Genomic DNA, 17,957 nt, shown 5'->3' on the forward strand with positions numbered 1-17,957 from the left:
GCCCCCCGAGGCCGCCGGCCAATCACAGCCAGCCACGCGCGCGCATCGCCTCCACCACCGCCTGTCCCATGAGCTGGTTGGTGCGCGGCGTGCCGTGGAAGTTATCCGAGAAGACGTACGTGTTCCAGTTCGGCCCGACGTTGGCCGCAGCCACCGCCTCGGTACAAAGGTGGATCGCGTACGTCGGGAACCCTTGGCTGTCGGTGCCCGTTGCGGGGCACACCGGCGTGCTCGTATTGGTCAACCCAAATTGCGCCGGATTGGCCAACCACGCGTTAAGGGCGGCATAGAAGTCTACCAGCGCCACGCGCGCGTCCCCCGCCAAACGTTGGCTCAAGCGCAGGTTGAACGCCTGCACCCATGCATTGGCCACTGTGGCCACTTGCGTGGCGGCCGCCTCGCCCTGCGACTGCCGAATAGCAGCCAGCAACGCCTGAAAACGGGGCGTGCGGGTGATGTCCGGCACGGTCAACACCACAACACGCCGCGCGCCTTTGTTGAAGGCTTCGGTGGTGAGCGTGTTGACCAAAGCGTCCGCCAGCGCCATCATGTACTGACCACCCGCCTGCGCCAACCCCTGCGATCCAGCCGCGGCGGCTGCCTGCACGTCGGCAGCCGACAACAGTTCTTGCAACAAAGCCACGTATGACGCGCCGCCATCGGTGCGTGCCGCCAGAAACGCCGTGAGCAAGTCGGCCGCATCGTTGCCGCCTCCGTCCACCAGCAACACGTCGGTCGCGGTGTACGACTGCTGCCCGAGGTTCCGCAGCTGCTGCAAAACCGAAAATGGTGTGGCGTCTCCGGCCGTGCCCGAAACATTGATGCGGGCCCCACCCACGGCGTGGTTGGTGCAGCTGGTCGCGTTCGGGTTCTGTGCGACGGTGCGGCCGTCAGGGCTGGTGGCCTGGTTGCGGGGACACAAGGGACCCACGCCAACCGCGTCCGCCACGTGATCAACCCAGATACGGGTGGCATTGAGCGACGGGCCTTGCACGGTGAACTTGAACCCAAAGGTTCCACCGTCCGCGAGGCTATCGCCGGCCACCTTCACTGCGGTGACGCTGGACTCACCACCTCCGCATGCGCTCAGCAGGGCAGCGAGCGCAACAGCAGACAAACGGGCTGCGATGGGCATGGATACATCTCCTGTGTTTGGATGGAAAGCGCCAAAACGCATTGATGCTAGTGCCCCCGAGCGCACCCCGCCCATCGGGGAGAGCCCGCAGTCCGTGTCGGGACGGCGACAGTTTCAGCCTCGCATCAGCGCCTCGATCGCATCCGGCTCGACCGGGACATCGCGGGTGATGAGCTCGCACCCGCTGTTGGTCACAATGGCATCGTCCTCGATGCGGATGCCCAGGTTCCAAAAGCGCTCGGGCACATCCTCAGCGGGCCGTATGTAGAGGCCGGGCTCGATCGTCAGCACCATGCCCGGCCGCAAGATGCGGCTGGGGCGGTTGCGGATCACTTCGCCGCTGAGCGGATCGCGTCGCTCGTCAAATTGGCCGACCTCGCTGGGCTCGACGTAGCTGCCCACGTCGTGCACGTCCAACCCCAGCCAGTGGCCGGTGCGATGCATGTAGAAGCGGAAGTAGTGCCGCTGTTCGATAACGTCGTCGACGCCACCGACGCGGTGGCGATCCAGCAGCCCCAGATCCAACAGCCCTTGCGCGAGCACCCGCACAGTAGCGTCGTGCGCGTCGGCAAACCGCGCGCCGGCTCGCGTGGCATCCACTGCAGCTTGCTGCGCCGCGCGCACCAGTTCGTAGAGGTCGCGCTGCGGGCCGCTAAAGCGCCCGTTAGCGGGGAAGGTGCGCGTGATGTCGCTGGCGTAGCCGTCGAGCTCGCAGCCGGCATCGATCAGCACGAGGTCGCCGTCGCGCACCGGCGCGGCGTCGGCGCGGTAGTGCAGCACACAGGCATTGGCACCAGCCGCGACGATGCTGCCGTAAGCCGGAGACTGCGAACCGCTGCGGCGGAATTCGTGCAGCAACTCCGCCTCCAGGTGGTATTCGCGCACGTCCTCGCCGGCGCGGATCATCGCGGCGCAGCGCTGCATCGCGCGGACGTGCGCGCGGGCGCTGATGCGCGCAGCGCGGCGCATCACGTCCAGCTCGTGTGCGTCTTTGACGAGCCGCATCTCGTCGAGCGGACGGCACAGGTCGCGCTGCGCCTCCGGACACAGCACGCCATAGCGCACGCGCGCGCGCACCTTTTGCAGCCAGCCGTCGATGCGGCTCTCCAACCCGGCGTGCGTGGCAAACGGATACCAAACGGTGTGGCGGTTTTCCAGCAGCGTCGGCAGCCGCGCGTCCAGCTCGTCCACGGCGTAGGCTTCGTCGATGCCGAGCGCGGCGGGTGCCGCCTCGGGGCCCAGCCGGTAACCGTCCCAGATTTCGCGCTCGGCATCCTTGGGCTGGCAAAACAGGATCGCGCGCCCCTCGGCGGTCAGCACCAGCCAGGCGTTCGGTTCGGTAAATCCCGTCAGGTAGTAAAAGTAGCTGTCGAAGCGGAACGGGTATTCGCTGTCGCGGTTGCGCAGCCGCTGCGGCGCGGTGGGCACGATGGCGATGCCGCCATCGCCGAGCTGGGCGGCGAGCCGCGCGCGCCGTTCGGCATAAATGGGGAGGTTTGCAGTGGGCGTTGTCATGCGCGCATGATACGGGTGCCACGACCGACACATCTCACAGCGGTGCCCCGGTTTTCCGTCCGGGTGCCATGGGCATGGGATGCCGCCTCGGCGTTTGCCGACGACACACGGGCTCCCTCTGCGGCGGAATCCGCTCCTGCGTGTCACGGCACCTTTGGGCGTGCGCCATGCATGTCGCCGCGGTTGAGTTGCGCCCAGCGCTCGGGGGTACCGACGTCCGTCCACCCCCCTGACCAGATTTCGGCGGTCACGCAGCCCGCCGACATGGCACGCCGCAGCACTGGGGCCAGCGGTGCCCCGATGCCCTCGGGGTTACCGGGTGGAATGTCGCACCACGGCGGCAGGAACAACTCACGCCGCAGCAGGGCAACGGTGGCATATGTCCAGCGCGGACGCGGGTCGTCTGGGGCCAAGTCGAGCGCCCGGCCATCGCTGTCGAGCCCAAAGTCACCGCGCGGGTGGTGTGGCGGGTTGGGCACGAGCCACAGGTGCGCCAGCGCCCCACTCGCCACGAAACGCGCCCGCGCCGCGGGGTCGAACGCGAAGTCCGGCATGAACACGTCCCCCGCGGCCAACCAGAAAACGGGGGCGAGCCGCGGCAGCGCACGCGCGATGCCGCCCGCCGTCTCCAGCGCGCGGCCGAAGTCCTCGCCTTCCATGGAGTAGGTCAGCGCGACCGTCGCACCGTCCGAAGCGCGATACGCGTCGCCCAGCGTGGCAGGAACCTGCCCGCCCAGCCACGCGGTGTTGATGAGCACGTGCCGCACCCCCGCGCGTGCGAGCGCCTCCAGGTGCCATGCCAGCAGCGGCCTGCCGCGCACCGGCAGCAGCGGCTTAGGACACGTGTCGGTCAGCGGCCGCATGCGCTCGCCGCGCCCAGCGGCGAGCAGCATGGCCTGCGCCGGTTCCGCGGTGGCGGCAGTTTGACTAAAATCAATTGACACGAGTCTTTTACCCTTTCTGACGATCAGCCGACGGAGACCGCCATGGCCCACGCAGCCCCGACCGAAACCCAGCAAAACACCGATCCCGCCGAGGCGATCGTGCACGTGATCCCGTGGCTGATTCCGGTCGCAGGTGCCATTTTGATGTTCCTGCTCGCGTTCATCGCGGTTATGATGGCCTGACGCCGCCCCGCCGGGGGCTGCTACAGCCCTTCGGACGCAGGGCTGGCCACTCCCCCACCCCGTTTCGACACCCCGCCGGCCCCACGGCCGGTGGGGTGTCGTCGTTTCCGGGTGTGGCGACGCGGTAGTGCCGGGTACATTTTTCAGGGGCGCATCGCCCCATGCGCGTTTTGCATGATTTTGGCGACGAGTGTCAGCCCATCGTCATCGGCGCTTCATACAATGGTCCCACGGTCTCGCCAGCCCCTCACGCGTCCTGCGGCTCACCCGGCCGAGGATCCCGACCGGTGCTGCCGCGACACCCGCCAGCCCTGCGCGCGCGAGACCCCACCAACGCCACCATCGTGTAGACCGCCCCCGCACGGGCACCGCGTCTGGGCGCGCGCCGGCTGGGTCGGCGCTTGATTGCAAGGGTTTCCGCCATGAACGCTCCGGTGATGCCGGGTCTCCAGCTCAACGCCCCCTCCTACGTGCAACACGCCCGGCTGCTGGCTTGGGTAGCCGACATGGCCGCGCTGTGCAAGCCGGATCGCATCGAATGGTGCGACGGCTCGCAGCCCGAATACGACCGGCTGTGCGAGCAGATGGTCGCCGCCGGCACGCTCAAGCGGCTCAACCCCGTCAAACGCCCCAACTCCTATCTCGCGTGGACCGATCCGTCCGATGTCGCGCGCGTCGAAGACCGCACCTTTATCTGCTGCGCGCGGCCTGAGGATGCCGGCCCGACCAACAACTGGATGGCCCCGGACGAGATGCGCGCCATCCTGCAGTACGGCCGCGACGGCCAGCCGGGCCTGTTCGATGGCTGCATGCGCGGGCGCACGATGTACGTGATCCCGTTCAGCATGGGGCCGCTGGACTCGCCACTGGCGCAAATCGGGGTGGAGCTGACCGACAGTCCCTATGTGGTCGTCAACATGCGGCTGATGACGCGCATGGGGCGCGCGGTGTATGACGTGCTGGGCACTGATGGGGCCTTCGTGCCGTGTGTGCACACCGTGGGCGCGCCGCTGGCACCGGGCCAGGCTGACGTGCCGTGGCCGTGCAACCCGACGACCAAGTACATCGTCCACTACCCGGAGACGCGCGAGATTTGGTCCTACGGCTCGGGCTACGGCGGCAACGCGCTGCTGGGCAAGAAGTGTCTGGCGCTGCGCATTGCCTCCGTGATGGGGCGCGACGAGGGGTGGCTCGCCGAGCACATGCTGATCCTTGGCGTCACCAGCCCCGAGGGCAAGAAGTACCACGTCGCCGCCGCCTTCCCGAGCGCCTGCGGCAAGACCAATTTCGCTATGCTCATCCCGCCCAAGGGGTTCGACGGCTGGACCGTCACCACGATCGGCGACGACATCGCGTGGATCAAGCCCGGCGCGGATGGGCGACTGTACGCGATCAACCCGGAGGCGGGCTATTTTGGCGTGGCCCCCGGCACCAATGAGCAGACCAACCCCAACTGCATGGCGAGCCTCGCGCGCAACGTGATCTTCACCAACGTCGCGCTGACCGACGACGGCGACGTCTGGTGGGAGGGCATGGGCCCAGCTCCCACCCACTGCCTGGATTGGCAAGGCAAGGACTGGACGCCGGCCGACGGTGCCGCCGGCCGCAAAGCCGCCCACCCCAACGCCCGCTTCACTGTCGCCGCCACCCAAAACCCGGCACTGGATGCGCAATGGGACGCGCCGCAGGGCGTGCCGATCGACGCCTTCATTTTTGGCGGGCGCCGCTCCCATACCGTGCCGCTCGTGACCGAGGCACGCAATTGGATCGAGGGCATCTACATGGCCGCGACGATGGGGTCGGAGACCACCGCCGCGGCGTTTGGCACACAAGGTGTGGTGCGACGCGATCCGTTTGCGATGCTGCCGTTTTGTGGCTACCACATGGGCGACTACTTCCAGCACTGGCTCGATATCGGGCACCGCCTACAAGCCCAGAGCCATGCGCTGCCGCGCATCTATTGCGTCAACTGGTTCCGCAAAGATAGCAAGGGGCGCTTCATCTGGCCGGGTTACGGCGAGAACATGCGCGTGCTACGCTGGATCATCGACCGCATCGAAGGCCGTGTCGCGGGCGAGGAGCACGCCCTCGGCATCAGCCCCACCTACGACGAGATTCACTGGGACGGGCTGGCGTTTGGCCGCGAGCCATTCGCGGCCGTGACCGCACTCAATCCCACGGAGTGGACCGACGAGCTCGCACAGCACCAAGCCCTTTTCGACCGGCTCTCGCCCCGTCTGCCACGCGAGCTGGCCGAAACCCAAGCCCGTTTGGCCCATCACCTGCTTGGCGGCGCATGACGACCGCTTGTGGGGCATGACGACCGCTTTTGGGCTTAGGCAGCGAACATGGCGGTGTAACCACCGGGGCCCTGGCAGGGACGCAGGCTAAGCCGGCAGTGCGCTGCGGGCCCGCCCTCGCCACCCCACAACCTCATTCAACACCGCCCGGTGACGGGCGATGAGTCCGCCGGGTCGGCCATCCGCCGACAGCGTGGCTTGAGGGAGCGCGCCGCGCCGATCAGATGTAGTACAAGGTGTAGCGCTGGTCGCGCGGGAAATTCACCGCCGTGTCGGCGACGTCCGCCACCTGCTCGCGCAGGCGGCCATCTTCCGTGCCCAGCCAATCGGGGCCCAGTGGCTCCAGCGCCCGCGCCCACGCCTGAGCTTGCGCCTCGGCATGCCGACGGGCCGCTTCGATTTCCGCGCGGATGCGGGCATCGGCACGCGCCAGCGCTTCCATACGGGCTTCGGCGCGCGCCTGAGCGCGACGGCGCGCCCAAGCGTTGAGCGCCATTATCAATCGGTGCGCAGCGTGCCGGGCGGGCGACGCCAGCACCACACTGCCCAAAAAGACCACCGCCCACATCAGCACCCAGGCCGCAAACAGGTGTCCGTCGGCCCAGGTATCCACCAAACGGTCGGTCACCACGGCCAACGCCGCCACACCCGCGGCCAACAACAACGTGGCCAGCGCACGCGGAGCCACCGCACGGCGCGCGGCGTCGACAGAGCTTGCCGCCACACCGCTGGCAGTCGGCGCGGCGCTTGCACGGTTCATCGAAAGCGTCCCCATTGCTCGTCCTCCATCAATGCTGCACTGCAGCAACATTCCAGGCGCGTATCCTAGGGTTTTCACTAATGTGATGCAACTTTTGTTTTGTGATGTTTAACATTCACGATCGTGATAACAAAGACGAACTTTCGCACCTTCGATCTGAACCTGCTGCGCGTCTTTGACGAGGTGATGGCCGAGCGCAATCTCACGCGCGCGGCACACAACCTCGCGCTGTCGCAGCCGGCTGTCAGCAACGCGCTGCGGCGGCTGCGCGAGGCGCTGGGTGACGATTTGGTGCGACGTTCGCGCCACGGCGTGGAGCCCACACCGCTGGCGTTGCAGTTGTGGCCGACGGTACGGCAAGCGCTGCAGCAGCTGCGCGAGTCGCTCACCCCCGGCCCGTTCGACCCCGCACAGGCACAAGACGTCTTCGTATTGGCGATGGCCGATGCGACGGCATCGAAAATCATGCCGCGGCTGGTGGCGATTTTGGACCGCGAGGCACCGGGTGTGACGCTGCGCGTGTTGCCATTGACCACGCGCGATCCGCGCGCGCTGCTGGAAGCGGGCGAGGTGCACCTGGCCATCGGGTACTTTCCCGGTGTGCTGGCCGAATTGGGGGCCACGCACCTGCACGAGCAGGTGCCGCGCTTTTTGTCGCGCCGCCTCTACGAGGGCCACTACGTCGTGGCGATGCGACGCGACCATCCGCTGGCACGGCAGCGGCTCACGTTGGACGACTACTGTGCGGCGCGCCACTTGCTGGTGAGTTTTTCGGGGCGGCCCTTCGGGTTTGTCGATGAGGCGCTGGCGGCCATCTCGCGGCGGCGGCGCATCGTGCTGACGGTCAATCAGTTTTTTACCGCAGGCCAAGTGGTGGCGGCCTCTGACTTGCTGACGGTGCTGCCGCACCATTTTCTGAGCAGCACCGGCCATGCGGCCGAGCTGGCGGTGCAGCCCCTGCCCATCGATGTACCGCGCGTGCATGTGGACATGCTGTGGCACCGGCAGACGGAGGCGGTCAGTGCCCAGCGCTGGCTGCGCGATGCCGTCGGGCGCGCGGTCGCGCAAGGTGCCATGGCCGCGGAGGCTCTCTGATGCGAATCCAGCTGCTGTCGGACCTGCACCTGGAGGCCAATCCGGACTTCGCCCCAACGCCCGCGCCCGACGCAGACGTGTTGGTGCTCGCCGGGGATATCGGCTCGTACCAGCACAGCCGCAACGGCGCGGTGATGACGGCACCGGACTGGGGGTTGCGGCGCTTTTCGCCCTTGCCGCACTATGCGGGCTGGCCCACGCCCGTGTTGTTCGTGCCCGGCAACCATGAGTATGACGCACTGGACTGGGACGAAGCGCACACGGGCTTGCGCGCGGCGTGCGAGCGGCTGGGTATCGTATGGCTCGAGCGCGAGGTCGTGGTGATCGCGGGCGTGCGCTTCATCGGTACCACGCTGTGGAGCGACTACGACGCGCTGGCCGCCGTTCCCATGCAGCGACGCGGGCGCGTGCGCCCGATTCGGGACCCCGCCGCGCACCGGTTGCACCAGCGCGAACGCGCCTTTCGGGCGGCGAACTTTTACCTGACGCAGATGGCCACGCGGCGGCACGGGCGGCTGTTCGACGCGGCTGCGATGCGCGAGGAGGCGCTGCGCTGCCAGGCCTGGCTGCGCGCGGCGCTGGCGCAGCCGTTCGACGGGCCGACAGTCGTCGTCACGCATTTCGCGCCCTCGCTGCGCAGCGCGGATCCGCGCTACGGCGTGCAGCCCGGCACCGCGGGCTTTTGCAATGCACTGGACGACTTGCTGCCCCAGGCCGACCTGTGGCTGCACGGCCACCTGCACTGCCCGCACGACTACCGCGTCGGCCGCTGCCGGGTCGTGGCCAACCCGCTGGGATACGCGGACAAGGGCGAGCACGCCGGGTTTCGGCCGCTGTGCGTGGTCGACCTCCCGGACGCGGCCACCCCCGCGTCTCCCCCTGCGCGATAATGATCGACAGGGGAAGCACGACATGCTCAAGCGCATCCGCGTCGAGGACGTCCGCCTCGGGATGTTCATCCACGGCTTCGCCGGTTCCTGGCTGGATCATCCGTTTTGGCGCAGCCGGTTCCTGCTCGACGATCCGCAGGACTTGGCGCGCATCCGCGCCAGCGCCGTGCGCGAGGTCTGGATCGACGTCGCGCAAGGTTCCGATGTCGAGCCGCAGGCACCGGTCGTCGCCCGGGCGGACACCGAGTCGGACGTGCCGACCGTCGAGGTCACCCCGACCGCGCAGCGCGACGTCCCCCCTAAAACCCAGGCCGAAGAGCTCAAAAGGGCCGCTCGGGTGCTCGAGAGTGCACGCGCCGCCGTCGTCGACATGTTCCAGGACGCACGGATGGGACGCGCCATTGATGCGCACGTCGCGCGCGCCGTCGTGGACGAAATCGCCGACTCGGTCACGCGCAACGGCGGCGCGCTCATCAACTTGGCCAGGCTCAAAACCGCCGACGACTACACCTATTTGCACTCGGTGGCCGTCTGCGCGCTGATGGTGGCGCTGGCGCGCCAACTGGGAATGCCCGACGACCAAACGCGCGCGGCAGGCTTTGCCGGGCTGCTGCACGACATCGGCAAGGCCGACATCCCGCTGGAGGTGCTCAACAAACCCGGCAAGCTCACCGAGGAAGAGTTCGCCATCGTGCGCGAGCATCCGCGCAAGGGCTGGGAGCGCTTGCGCGCCGCAGGCGTCTCGGACAGACACGCGCTGGATGTTTGCCTGCACCACCACGAGCGCATGGACGGCAAGGGCTACCCCGACAGACTGACCGGCGAGCAGATCAGCCTGATGGCGCGCATGGGGGCGGTGTGCGACGTCTATGACGCCATCACCTCCAACCGGCCTTACAAGGCGGGCTGGGATCCAGCCGAGTCGCTCAAGCGCATGGCCTCTTGGCACGGCCACTTCGACAACCGCGTGTTCCAGGCCTTCGTGCGCAGCCTGGGGATCTACCCGGTGGGTTCGCTGGTGAGGCTGTCCAACCAGCGCCTGGCGGTGGTGGTCGCGCAAAACCCCAGTCAGTTGCTCAAACCTGTGGTCAAAACGGTGTATTCGCTGCGCAGCCAGGAGCCGCTGGTACCGCAGCGCATCGACCTCAGCGCCGCGGGCTGCGCCGTCCAAATCGAGCAACGGGAAGACCCGGCCGTTTGGAAAATCCCCAACCTCGACGCCGTGTGGCAAGAGGAACTGTGAGCCGACCAACAGCACTAAAGGTCACTGCATCGCGAGACGGTGTCGATGGCGTGAGGCCAAGGGGTATCGTGACTGCGCATCGTCACCGTGCGCGCGCCAGTTCGGGTTTGTCCCCAGTGGCAATTGCACAACACGCTGCGACGCATTGCCCACTCGACGCTAAGATGGGACGGCATCGGGAGTGTGGTGTCAGCCCCGCGTCAGCCACGGCTTGCCCGCACGGCCTCATCGCTGGATGATCCACTACGCAAGCGCCGCAATACCATGGCAACCTCCAGAAAACTCAGCTTTCAAGCGCGCATTATTTTGCGATTGGGCACGGTTTTGGCGGTGGTGCTGGTACTGCTGCTGGGGCTGCGCCTGTGGTCGCAACTGTCCACGCTGGTGACGGATCGCGAGGAGCTGGTGCGGCTGCAGACCGCTCGCTACGCCAAAGAAGTCGAGCGCATCATGGACAGCGCCGCTACCACGGCGCGTGGCATGGCCGCGGCGCTGTACGCACTGCAGCGCGACGGCCGGGCCGATCGGGTCACGGCCAACCACATTGTGCGCGGTGGCGTCGAGAGCAATCCCCTGATCATCGGCGGCTCCACCGCTTGGGAACCCAATGCCTTTGACGGGCGCGATGCCGAATTCGTCAACGCCGACCCCACCCACGACGAAACCGGTCGGCTGATTCCCTATTGGTACCGCAGTGGCGATCGCATCGCGGCGGACAAGCTGGTGGACTACGAAAAGCCCGGCGCGGGCGACTGGTACTTGCTGCCGCGGCAAACGCGCCGCCCGACCGTGGTCGAGCCGTACTTTTACCCAATCGAGGGCAAGGATGTCTTGATGACCACCTTCAGCCAGCCCATCGTGCACGAGGGGCGGTTTGTGGGGCTGACGACGGTGGACATCCCGCTGGACGGTCTGTCGCAGCGCATCGCCGAGCACAAGCTGTTTGAAACGGGCTACCTGACACTGGCCTCGCCCACGGGTGTGGTCGTGGCCGACCCCAACCCGAGCCGCAACGGCAAATCGTTGGCTGACGTGGGGTTTGCGGCCGAGGTGGTAGAGGCCGCCCGGCAAGCTCAGCCCGCCATCCTGCGCGTGGGTGCCACGGTATACGTGGTGGAGCCGATCACGCTGGCCGACACCGGCGTGCGCTGGGCGGTCGTTGGTCAGGTTCCCCGTGCCGAACTCACCGCCGCGGCTTGGCATGAGGTGTGGCGCGGTGCCGCGCTGGGCTTGCTGGCGATGGTCGTGGTGCTGGCCGTCATGGCGTGGGAGTTGCGCCGACGCGTCCTCGGACCACTCGGCGACGACCCCGCCGCCGTGGTGCAGCACGTGCGTCGCGTCGCCGCTGGCGATTTGACAGGCGCGGACTGGCAGCAACACCGCGTGCCCAACGGTAGCGTCGTCGAAGCCGTCTGGCAAATGGAGCAGCGCCTGGCGGACGCGATGGCCCACATCCGCGACGCCGCACAACAAGTGGCCACGGCCTCGGCCGAGATCGCCCAGGGCAACCGCGACCTGTCCAACCGCACCGAAAGTGCCGCCTCGAGCCTGCAACAAACCGCGGCCAGCATGGAACACCTCACCGACAGCGTGCGCCACAGCGCGCAGTCGGCACAATCGGCCGACCAGCTGGCCCGCCAAGCCACGGCGGCGGCCCAGCGCGGGGCCGACACCGTGCGGCAAGTGGTCGACAGCATGCGCGGCATCGAAGCCAGCAGTCGCCGCATCGCCGACATCATTCAAGTGATCGACGGCATCGCCTTCCAGACCAACATCCTGGCACTCAACGCCGCCGTCGAAGCAGCCCGCGCGGGAGAGGCCGGCCGCGGCTTCGCGGTGGTGGCTGGTGAAGTGCGCGCACTGGCCCAGCGCAGCGCCGAGGCTGCCAAACAAATCAAAGGCCTCATCGAGGACAGTGTTGCCTGCGTGCAGCAAGGGGCGTCCCTGGTCGAGTCCGCAGGGCAGGCCGTTGAGGCGATGGAGCAGTCCATCGCGCGGGTCGCCGGCCTCATCGCCGACGTCACCCATGCCGCGGCCGAGCAGAGCGACAACATCGGTCAGATCAACGCCGCAGTCTCCCAGCTCGACCAGGTCACGCAGCAAAACGCCGCGCTGGTGGAGCAGGCGACCGCCGCCGCGGAGAGCCTGCGCCAGCAGGCACAAGCCATGCTGGACATCGTGGCGCAGTTCCAGCTGCCCGCCACCGCGCAAGGCGGCAGCACCGCGACCCTGCCCGCCCCGGCCGCAGCAGCACTGACGCTCACGTCAAGGGCTTGAGCGCGACGCGCGCCGCCTCGCGCAGCACAGCGCTCAGGCGCGACAACGCCTCGGAGGTCAAGTTCCAGCAGTGCCAAAACAACGGCACACTGTAGTTCGCCTGGGGTGCCACGTCGAGCAGCTCGCCGCTGTCCAGATCGGTCTGCACCAGCAAGCGCGGCACCACCGTCACCCCCCAGCCGGCCCGCGCCGCGCGCACCTGCCCTTCCGAGGACGGCACGAAAAACTGCCGCAACCCCGCCAAGCGCAGACCAAACACCTGCGCCACAAAGTCCCGCTGCAAATCGTCTTTGCGATTGAAGGCGATAAAGGGCACCCGATGAAAATTGTGCGCGGTCAGCCGCCCACCCAACGCCTCGCTCGCGTACGCGGGGTGTGCCACCGCCACATACTCCATGACACCCAGCGGCTCGACGCGGCAACCGCGCAAGCTCTGCGCCACCGAGGTCACACACCCCACAACCTGCCCCTCGCGCAGCCACTCGTGCGTAAAGTCCTGGTCATCGTGGATGATTTCCAGCGGAAATCCCTCCTGCACCAGTGGCGTCAGGGCCGGCAGCGCCCACGTGGCGATGCTGTCGGCGTTGATGGCCACGGATAGCCGCCCCTCCTCGCGGTGGTGCTGGGCCAGCGAAGGATCGAGCTCGCGCAAATCCCGCTGCAAATCCGTCCGCAGCAGCCGCAGCATCTTGGCATGTTTGATGAGCAGCTGCCCCGCCGGGGTGGGTCTGATGGGCCGGCTGCGCACCAGCAGCACCGTGCCCACCTGCGCCTCCAGCGCACGCAGCCGCTGCGACACTGCGGATTGTGTGATGGAGAGGCGTTGCGCCGCGCGCTCAAACCCCCCCTCCTCCACGATGGCCGCAAGGCATTCCAAAGCGTCGGGGTCAAAAACCGTGGTCATAGGGGCACCTTCATAAGCTCCTGTGATGTTATCGCCGTTTGGTGAATCTTGCTTCATCTTTTTGCGGGCTTCGCGCACACTCGCGACCATCGGGCAGCCGCAACGCCGGCGCATGGGGCGCCGCCACGCTGCCACAGGAGACAAGCATGCGAGTGGTGGTATTGGGCGCGGGCATCATCGGCACCTCGACGGCGTGGCATCTGCTGCAGCGCGGGCACGAGGTCGTGCTGGTCGACCGCCAGCCCGACGCGGCGCTGGAGACCAGCTTTGCCAACGCGGCGCAGATTTCCGTGAGCTACTGTGAGCCGTGGGCCAACCGGCAGGCGCCGCTGAAGGCGCTCAAGTGGATGTTCGACAAGCAGGCGCCGCTGCTGTGGCGCCCGCAGCTCGACCCCGCGCAGTGGCGCTGGCTGCTGCAGTTCCTGGGCCAATGCACAGACCGGGCGTTCGAGCGCAACGTCGCGCAACTCGTCTCGCTGGGCGCGTTCAGCCACGCCACGCTCAAGCAGATGGTGGCCGACACCGGCATCGAATACCAGCGCAGCGAGCGCGGCATCGCGCACGTCTACACGGACGCGAAGGCGTTCGAGGAAGCCGGGGCAGCCGCCGAGCTGATGCGCCGCCATGGTGTGCAGCGCCGCGTCGTCTCGCGCGAGGAGCTGCTGCGCATCGAACCCGCGCTGCAGGCGGTGGCCGACCGCATCGCGGGCGGCACCTACACCCCCACCGACGAGCACGGCGACGCGCGTGTCTTCACGCAGGCGCTGGCGCGCCGCTGCGCCGAGCGCGGCGCGCAACTGCTGTTCGGCCACGATATCGAACGGCTGGAGGTCGTGGGTGGCGCGGTCGAGCGCGTGCACGTGCGTGCGCGCGCCGACGGCCGCACGCAGGCGCTGCAGGCCGACGCGTACGTCGTCGCCTGCGGGTCGTACACCACGCCGCTGCTGGCCAGCGTCGGCATCCGCGTGCCGATCTACCCGGGCAAGGGCTACAGCGCGACGCTGGCGCTGCGCGACCCGGCGCGCGCGCCGCAGGTCAGCCTGCTGGATGACGGGCGCAAGATCGCGATCTCGCGCCTGGGCGACCGGCTGCGCGTGGCCGGCACGATCGAGCTGGGCGGCTTCGACCTGCGGCTCGACACGCCGGTGGCGCGGGCACGCTGCGAGATGCTGCTGCAGCGCATCGAGGAGCTGTTCCCTGGCGTCGCCGACACGCGCACGCCCGAGCAGGGCGGCGATCCGCAGTTCTGGTGCGGCCTGCGCCCGGCGACGCCGACCAACATCCCGCTGATCGGCCGGCTGCCGCTCGCGCGCCTGTGGATCAACGCGGGGCACGGCACGCTGGGCTGGACACACGGCGCGGGGTCGGGCCGGGCGCTGGCGGAGCTGATCAGCGGCGAGCGCCCGGCGATCGCGATGGACTTCGTCGGCTTCGGGGCCGACGCGCGCCAGCGCGCGCGGTCGGCGCGCGCGGCGTCCGCGGCGGCGTGACGGCCGACGTCTCCCGCGGCAGTGGGCATGGCCGCGGGCGCGTGGGCGGCGGGGGCATGGGGGCGGCCAGCCCCGCGCGTCGCGCGCAGCGGGTACCATCGGGGCCCATGTCCGACCCCGTGCCCGAGCGGCTGCGGGCCGCGCTCGGGCGCTTCGCCACCGGGGTGACCATCGTCACGGCCCGGGCGGCCGACGGCGCGCCGGTGGGCCTGACCGTCAACTCCTTCAACTCCGTCTCACTGCAGCCGCCGCTGGTGCTGTGGAGCCTGGCGCTGCAGTCGCGCGCGCTGCCGGTGTTCCAGACCGCGGCGCATTACGCGATCCACGTGCTCGCCGCGGACCAGCAGGCGCTGGCCGAACGCTTCGCGCGGCGCGACGTAGACCGCTGGGCGCAGCAGCCGTGGCAGCCCAGCGCGGAAGGGGTGCCGCTGCTGCCGGGGTGTGCAGCGGTTTTCGAGTGCCGCAGCCGCAGCCGCTACCCGGAGGGGGACCACGTGATCCTGGTCGGTGAGGTGCTGCGCTGTCGTCACGACGAGGCGCGCGCGCCGTTGCTCTACCACGGGGGGCGTTTTTACACGGGGCTGCCGACATGAGCGCTGCGACTCCCGCACCCGTGACGCGCAAAGCGCAGCTCGACACGCTGGCGGTGACGCTGCTGGTCGTGTGCTGCGCATTCTGGGGCTTTCAGCAAATCCTCATCAAATGGGCGGGGCGCGACATCCCGCCGTTGTGGCAGGCGTCGCTGCGCATGTGGGGCGCCACCGCGCTGCTGTGGCTGTGGTGCCGCTGGCGCGGCGTGGCGCTGTTCGGGCGTGACGGCTCGCTGGGCGGTGGCCTGCTCGCGGGGTTGTTGTTCGCGGCGGAGTTCGTCTGCATCTACATTGGGCTGCAGTACACGCCGGCGTCGCGGCTGACGGTGTTCCTCTACACCAGTCCGTTCTGGGTGGCGCTGTTGGTGCCGCGCTTCGTGCCGTCGGAGCGGCTGCACCGGCGCCAGTGGCTGGGGCTGTGGGTGGCGTTCGGCGCGGTGGCGCTCGCGTTCAGCGAGGCGTTCACCCAACCCACCGCGCCGGGCCAGTGGCGCGGCGACGCGCTGGGGCTGGCCGCCGGGCTGTTCTGGGGCCTGACGACGGTGGCGATCCGCACCACGCGCGTGGCCACCGTCAGCGCCGAAAAGTCGCTCTTCTACCAGCTCGGCGTCACCGCGCTGGTCACGCCACTGCTGTCGCTGGCGCTGCGCGAACCGTGGTCGCTGGACTACCCGGCCGCGGCGTGGGGATCGGTGTTTTTGCAGACGGCGGTCGGGGCGTTCGCCAGCTACCTGGCGTGGATGTGGATGCTGCGCCACTACCCGGTCACGCGGGTGGCGACGTTCACCTTCCTCACGCCGCTCTTTGCGCTGGTTTTTGGCGTCGTGCTGCTGGGCGAACCGCTGACGCTGCGGCTGGTGCTGGCGCTGGCCGGTGTGGCGCTGGGGATCGTGCTCGTCAACCGGCGCTGACCGTCCCGGCGACCCCGGTCGCGGCGGAGGTGGCGAGGGTGGCGGCGCAGGGCGTCGTGCGCAACCGCCCGCCGCGCGGCCCAGGGCGGGCGCGTCAGGGCGCCTGCACCGCGTCGAACGCCGGGTACAGCGCGTCGAGCCAGTGATCGATCTCGGCCGCGCCGACCTGCAGGTGCTGCCGACAAGCCTCGCCGTGCTGCGCCCAGTCGGGTGATGGCGGCACCCCCTCGTGCTGCTGCACCAGGTGGTCGGCGATCAGCCCCATCGCCACCAGGTGGCGTACGGTGTCCGAGTAGCGCGTGTCCGCCAGGCACGTGAAATCGTGGTGCAGCCGGATCGCCACCGCGACCGCACCGGGCAGCCGCCAGGTGCGCGCGACGATCGCCCCCACCACCGCGTGGTCCGTGCGGTGGTTGGCGTTTTCGGTCTGGGTGAAGGTGCGGTCCTTGCGCGCCAACGCCTCGGCGATCGTGGCAGCGTAGCCGCGCACGCCGCGCAGCAGCACCGGCATGCCGACATGGCAAAACAGGCCGAAGCTGTACGCCAGCCCCGGGTCCATGTCGTAGAGCTGGTGCCCGATGTGCTCGCAGGCGATCGCGCGCCGGGTCGAGCTCTCCCAGAAGTGCGCCAGCACCGGGGCGGGCACGTGCAGCGCCTGCCGCGTCAGGAACCCCATCAGCAGCTGCACGGCCGGGCGCACGCCCAGCACCGTGAGCGCCTGGCCCACCGTCACCACCGGCTGCTGCAGGCCGTACAGCGGGCTGTTGGCCTGGCGGATCAGCGCGGCGGCCATCGCCACGTCGCTGGCGGCGATGCGCTCCAGCTCGGCGGGGTCGGGTTCGCCGTGCGCGGTCGCCTCCTGCAGCTGGCGCAGCAGCTCCGGGCACGGCGGAATGACGATGTCGCGCACCGGGCCGCGTTGGCGCGCCCGATCCAGCTCGGCTTCGACGGTGGAATCGCTCATGATGCGGGGATTGTGCCGCGAAGTGATGACGCTCGCCGCCAAGGCTTTACGCCACGGCGGCCGTCACGAGGGCGCACGCGCCCCGACACAGCCCCTGCGTTGGCGAACAAACTGCCTCTACAATGTGTGCGGTGGCAGTTTTGCCGCTTTTTGTGTCCACTCGGATTTCGTCACGCAGGAGGGGGGAAAGCGATGCAGGCCAAACGCGCGCTGGTTTTGGTTGCCGTGGTCATCGCAGCCGTGGCTGCTTATTGGTACTACTCCCCGTACGTGGCGATGCACGCCTTGCAAAGGGCCGCGCAGCAAAGGGATGCCGAGGCGTTCAATGCCCGGGTCGACTACGCGCGGCTGCGCGCCAGCGTCAAAGAACAATTTGCCGCCGCGTTGACGGAAAAAATGACCAACAGCGGTGGCTTCGAGGCACTGGGAGCAGCATTGGGTTTGGCGCTGGTCAATCCCATGATCGATGCGCTCGTCAGCCCCGAGGCCGTCATGCAAGCGATGCAGCGCGGCGAGTTCGGCCTGCGGTCACCCCAAGAAAGGCCTGAACCATCCCAGGAATCGACGTCTGGGGCTGAGTGGACGTTCGAGCGCCCCAGCACCGACCGCATCATCGCGTATCGCGGCGATGCGGGCTCCGACACCAGCGAGGCCGTTGGGTTTGTCTTTGAGCGCCGCGGTTTTGCCGACTGGAAGCTGACGGGCCTTCGCATCCCCCGGCCATAAAGGACAAAGGGCAGGGGCCTGCCCGCCCGA

16 protein-coding genes are annotated in these 17,957 nt (G+C 68.5%); 10 read left to right on the forward strand and 6 right to left on the reverse strand.

Annotated elements, in window-relative coordinates; all coding sequences use genetic code 11:
• Nucleotides 1-22: 22 nt before the first annotated feature.
• From LCC91_RS11435 to LCC91_RS11445, 3 genes are all read right to left on the reverse strand, one after another.
• Nucleotides 23-1,177 (reverse strand): SGNH/GDSL hydrolase family protein, encoded by a 1,155-nt coding sequence (locus LCC91_RS11435; RefSeq protein ID WP_224440936.1) that lies wholly within the window; start codon nt 1,175-1,177, stop codon nt 23-25.
• Between the two features lie 72 nt (nt 1,178-1,249).
• Entirely contained in the window at nt 1,250-2,650 is a 1,401-nt protein-coding gene (locus tag LCC91_RS11440; protein ID WP_143898103.1) for an aminopeptidase P N-terminal domain-containing protein, read from the reverse strand.
• A 143-nt stretch (nt 2,651-2,793) separates the two neighbouring features.
• Nucleotides 2,794-3,543 (reverse strand): nucleotidyltransferase family protein, encoded by a 750-nt coding sequence (locus tag LCC91_RS11445; protein ID WP_143898101.1) that lies wholly within the window; start codon nt 3,541-3,543, stop codon nt 2,794-2,796.
• Nucleotides 3,544-3,636: 93 nt separating this feature from the next.
• Between LCC91_RS11445 and LCC91_RS11450 the strand changes: the two genes are divergently transcribed.
• Together LCC91_RS11450 and LCC91_RS11455 are read left to right on the forward strand one after the other, a co-directional pair.
• Nucleotides 3,637-3,777 (forward strand): hypothetical protein, encoded by a 141-nt coding sequence (locus LCC91_RS11450; protein ID WP_185974902.1) that lies wholly within the window; start codon nt 3,637-3,639, stop codon nt 3,775-3,777.
• Nucleotides 3,778-4,199: 422 nt separating this feature from the next.
• Nucleotides 4,200-6,077, forward strand: coding sequence for a phosphoenolpyruvate carboxykinase (GTP) (locus LCC91_RS11455; protein ID WP_143898100.1), 1,878 nt, complete (start codon nt 4,200-4,202; stop codon nt 6,075-6,077).
• Nucleotides 6,078-6,297: 220 nt separating this feature from the next.
• Here LCC91_RS11455 and LCC91_RS11460 read toward each other — a convergent pair whose 3' ends face one another.
• Complete coding sequence (locus tag LCC91_RS11460; protein ID WP_143898098.1) at nt 6,298-6,837, reverse strand: hypothetical protein; 540 nt, start codon at nt 6,835-6,837, stop codon at nt 6,298-6,300.
• Nucleotides 6,838-6,963: 126 nt separating this feature from the next.
• On the opposite strand from LCC91_RS11460, the gene LCC91_RS11465 reads away from it, so the two are divergent.
• From LCC91_RS11465 to LCC91_RS11480, 4 genes are all read left to right on the forward strand, one after another.
• Nucleotides 6,964-7,932: a LysR family transcriptional regulator gene (locus LCC91_RS11465; RefSeq protein ID WP_143898117.1), complete on the forward strand. Its 969-nt coding sequence runs from the start codon at nt 6,964-6,966 to the stop codon at nt 7,930-7,932.
• Nucleotides 7,932-8,822, forward strand: a complete 891-nt coding sequence (locus tag LCC91_RS11470) for a metallophosphoesterase (protein WP_143898096.1) — start codon at nt 7,932-7,934, stop codon at nt 8,820-8,822. Before LCC91_RS11465 ends, LCC91_RS11470 begins: the two co-directional genes overlap by 1 nt.
• Nucleotides 8,823-8,844: 22 nt before the next feature.
• Nucleotides 8,845-10,065: an HD-GYP domain-containing protein gene (locus LCC91_RS11475; RefSeq protein WP_143898094.1), complete on the forward strand. Its 1,221-nt coding sequence runs from the start codon at nt 8,845-8,847 to the stop codon at nt 10,063-10,065.
• A gap of 330 nt (nt 10,066-10,395) precedes the next feature.
• A complete protein-coding gene (locus LCC91_RS11480; RefSeq protein WP_224440937.1) occupies nt 10,396-12,342 on the forward strand; it encodes a methyl-accepting chemotaxis protein in 1,947 nt (648 codons plus the stop codon).
• Here LCC91_RS11480 and LCC91_RS11485 read toward each other — a convergent pair.
• Nucleotides 12,326-13,246: a LysR family transcriptional regulator ArgP gene (locus LCC91_RS11485; RefSeq protein ID WP_143898090.1), complete on the reverse strand. Its 921-nt coding sequence runs from the start codon at nt 13,244-13,246 to the stop codon at nt 12,326-12,328. The genes LCC91_RS11480 and LCC91_RS11485 overlap by 17 nt on opposite strands.
• Nucleotides 13,247-13,392: 146 nt before the next feature.
• Here LCC91_RS11485 and LCC91_RS11490 point away from each other — a divergent pair, with 146 nt between their 5' ends.
• The 3 genes from LCC91_RS11490 to LCC91_RS11500 all read left to right on the forward strand — a co-directional run bounded on the left by LCC91_RS11490 (nt 13,393) and on the right by LCC91_RS11500 (nt 16,237).
• Complete coding sequence (locus LCC91_RS11490; RefSeq protein WP_043702383.1) at nt 13,393-14,736, forward strand: D-amino acid dehydrogenase; 1,344 nt, start codon at nt 13,393-13,395, stop codon at nt 14,734-14,736.
• Nucleotides 14,737-14,843: 107 nt separating this feature from the next.
• The gene (locus tag LCC91_RS11495; protein ID WP_143898088.1) at nt 14,844-15,329 is read left to right on the forward strand and encodes a flavin reductase family protein; all 486 of its coding nucleotides are present in this window, start codon (nt 14,844-14,846) and stop codon (nt 15,327-15,329) included.
• Nucleotides 15,326-16,237 (forward strand): DMT family transporter, encoded by a 912-nt coding sequence (locus LCC91_RS11500; RefSeq protein ID WP_143898086.1) that lies wholly within the window; start codon nt 15,326-15,328, stop codon nt 16,235-16,237. The genes LCC91_RS11495 and LCC91_RS11500 overlap by 4 nt, the downstream gene beginning before the upstream one ends.
• A 94-nt stretch (nt 16,238-16,331) precedes the next feature.
• On the opposite strand, the gene LCC91_RS11505 is transcribed toward LCC91_RS11500, so the two are convergent.
• The gene (locus tag LCC91_RS11505) at nt 16,332-17,201 is read right to left on the reverse strand and encodes an HDOD domain-containing protein (RefSeq protein WP_052231673.1); all 870 of its coding nucleotides are present in this window, start codon (nt 17,199-17,201) and stop codon (nt 16,332-16,334) included.
• A 192-nt stretch (nt 17,202-17,393) separates the two neighbouring features.
• On the opposite strand from LCC91_RS11505, the gene LCC91_RS11510 reads away from it, so the two are divergent.
• Nucleotides 17,394-17,927 (forward strand): DUF2939 domain-containing protein, encoded by a 534-nt coding sequence (locus tag LCC91_RS11510; protein WP_052231672.1) that lies wholly within the window; start codon nt 17,394-17,396, stop codon nt 17,925-17,927.
• Nucleotides 17,928-17,957: the final 30 nt, after the last annotated feature.

The organism is Tepidimonas taiwanensis (assembly GCF_020162115.1).
Taxonomy (GTDB): Bacteria; Pseudomonadota; Gammaproteobacteria; order Burkholderiales; family Burkholderiaceae_C; genus Tepidimonas; species Tepidimonas taiwanensis.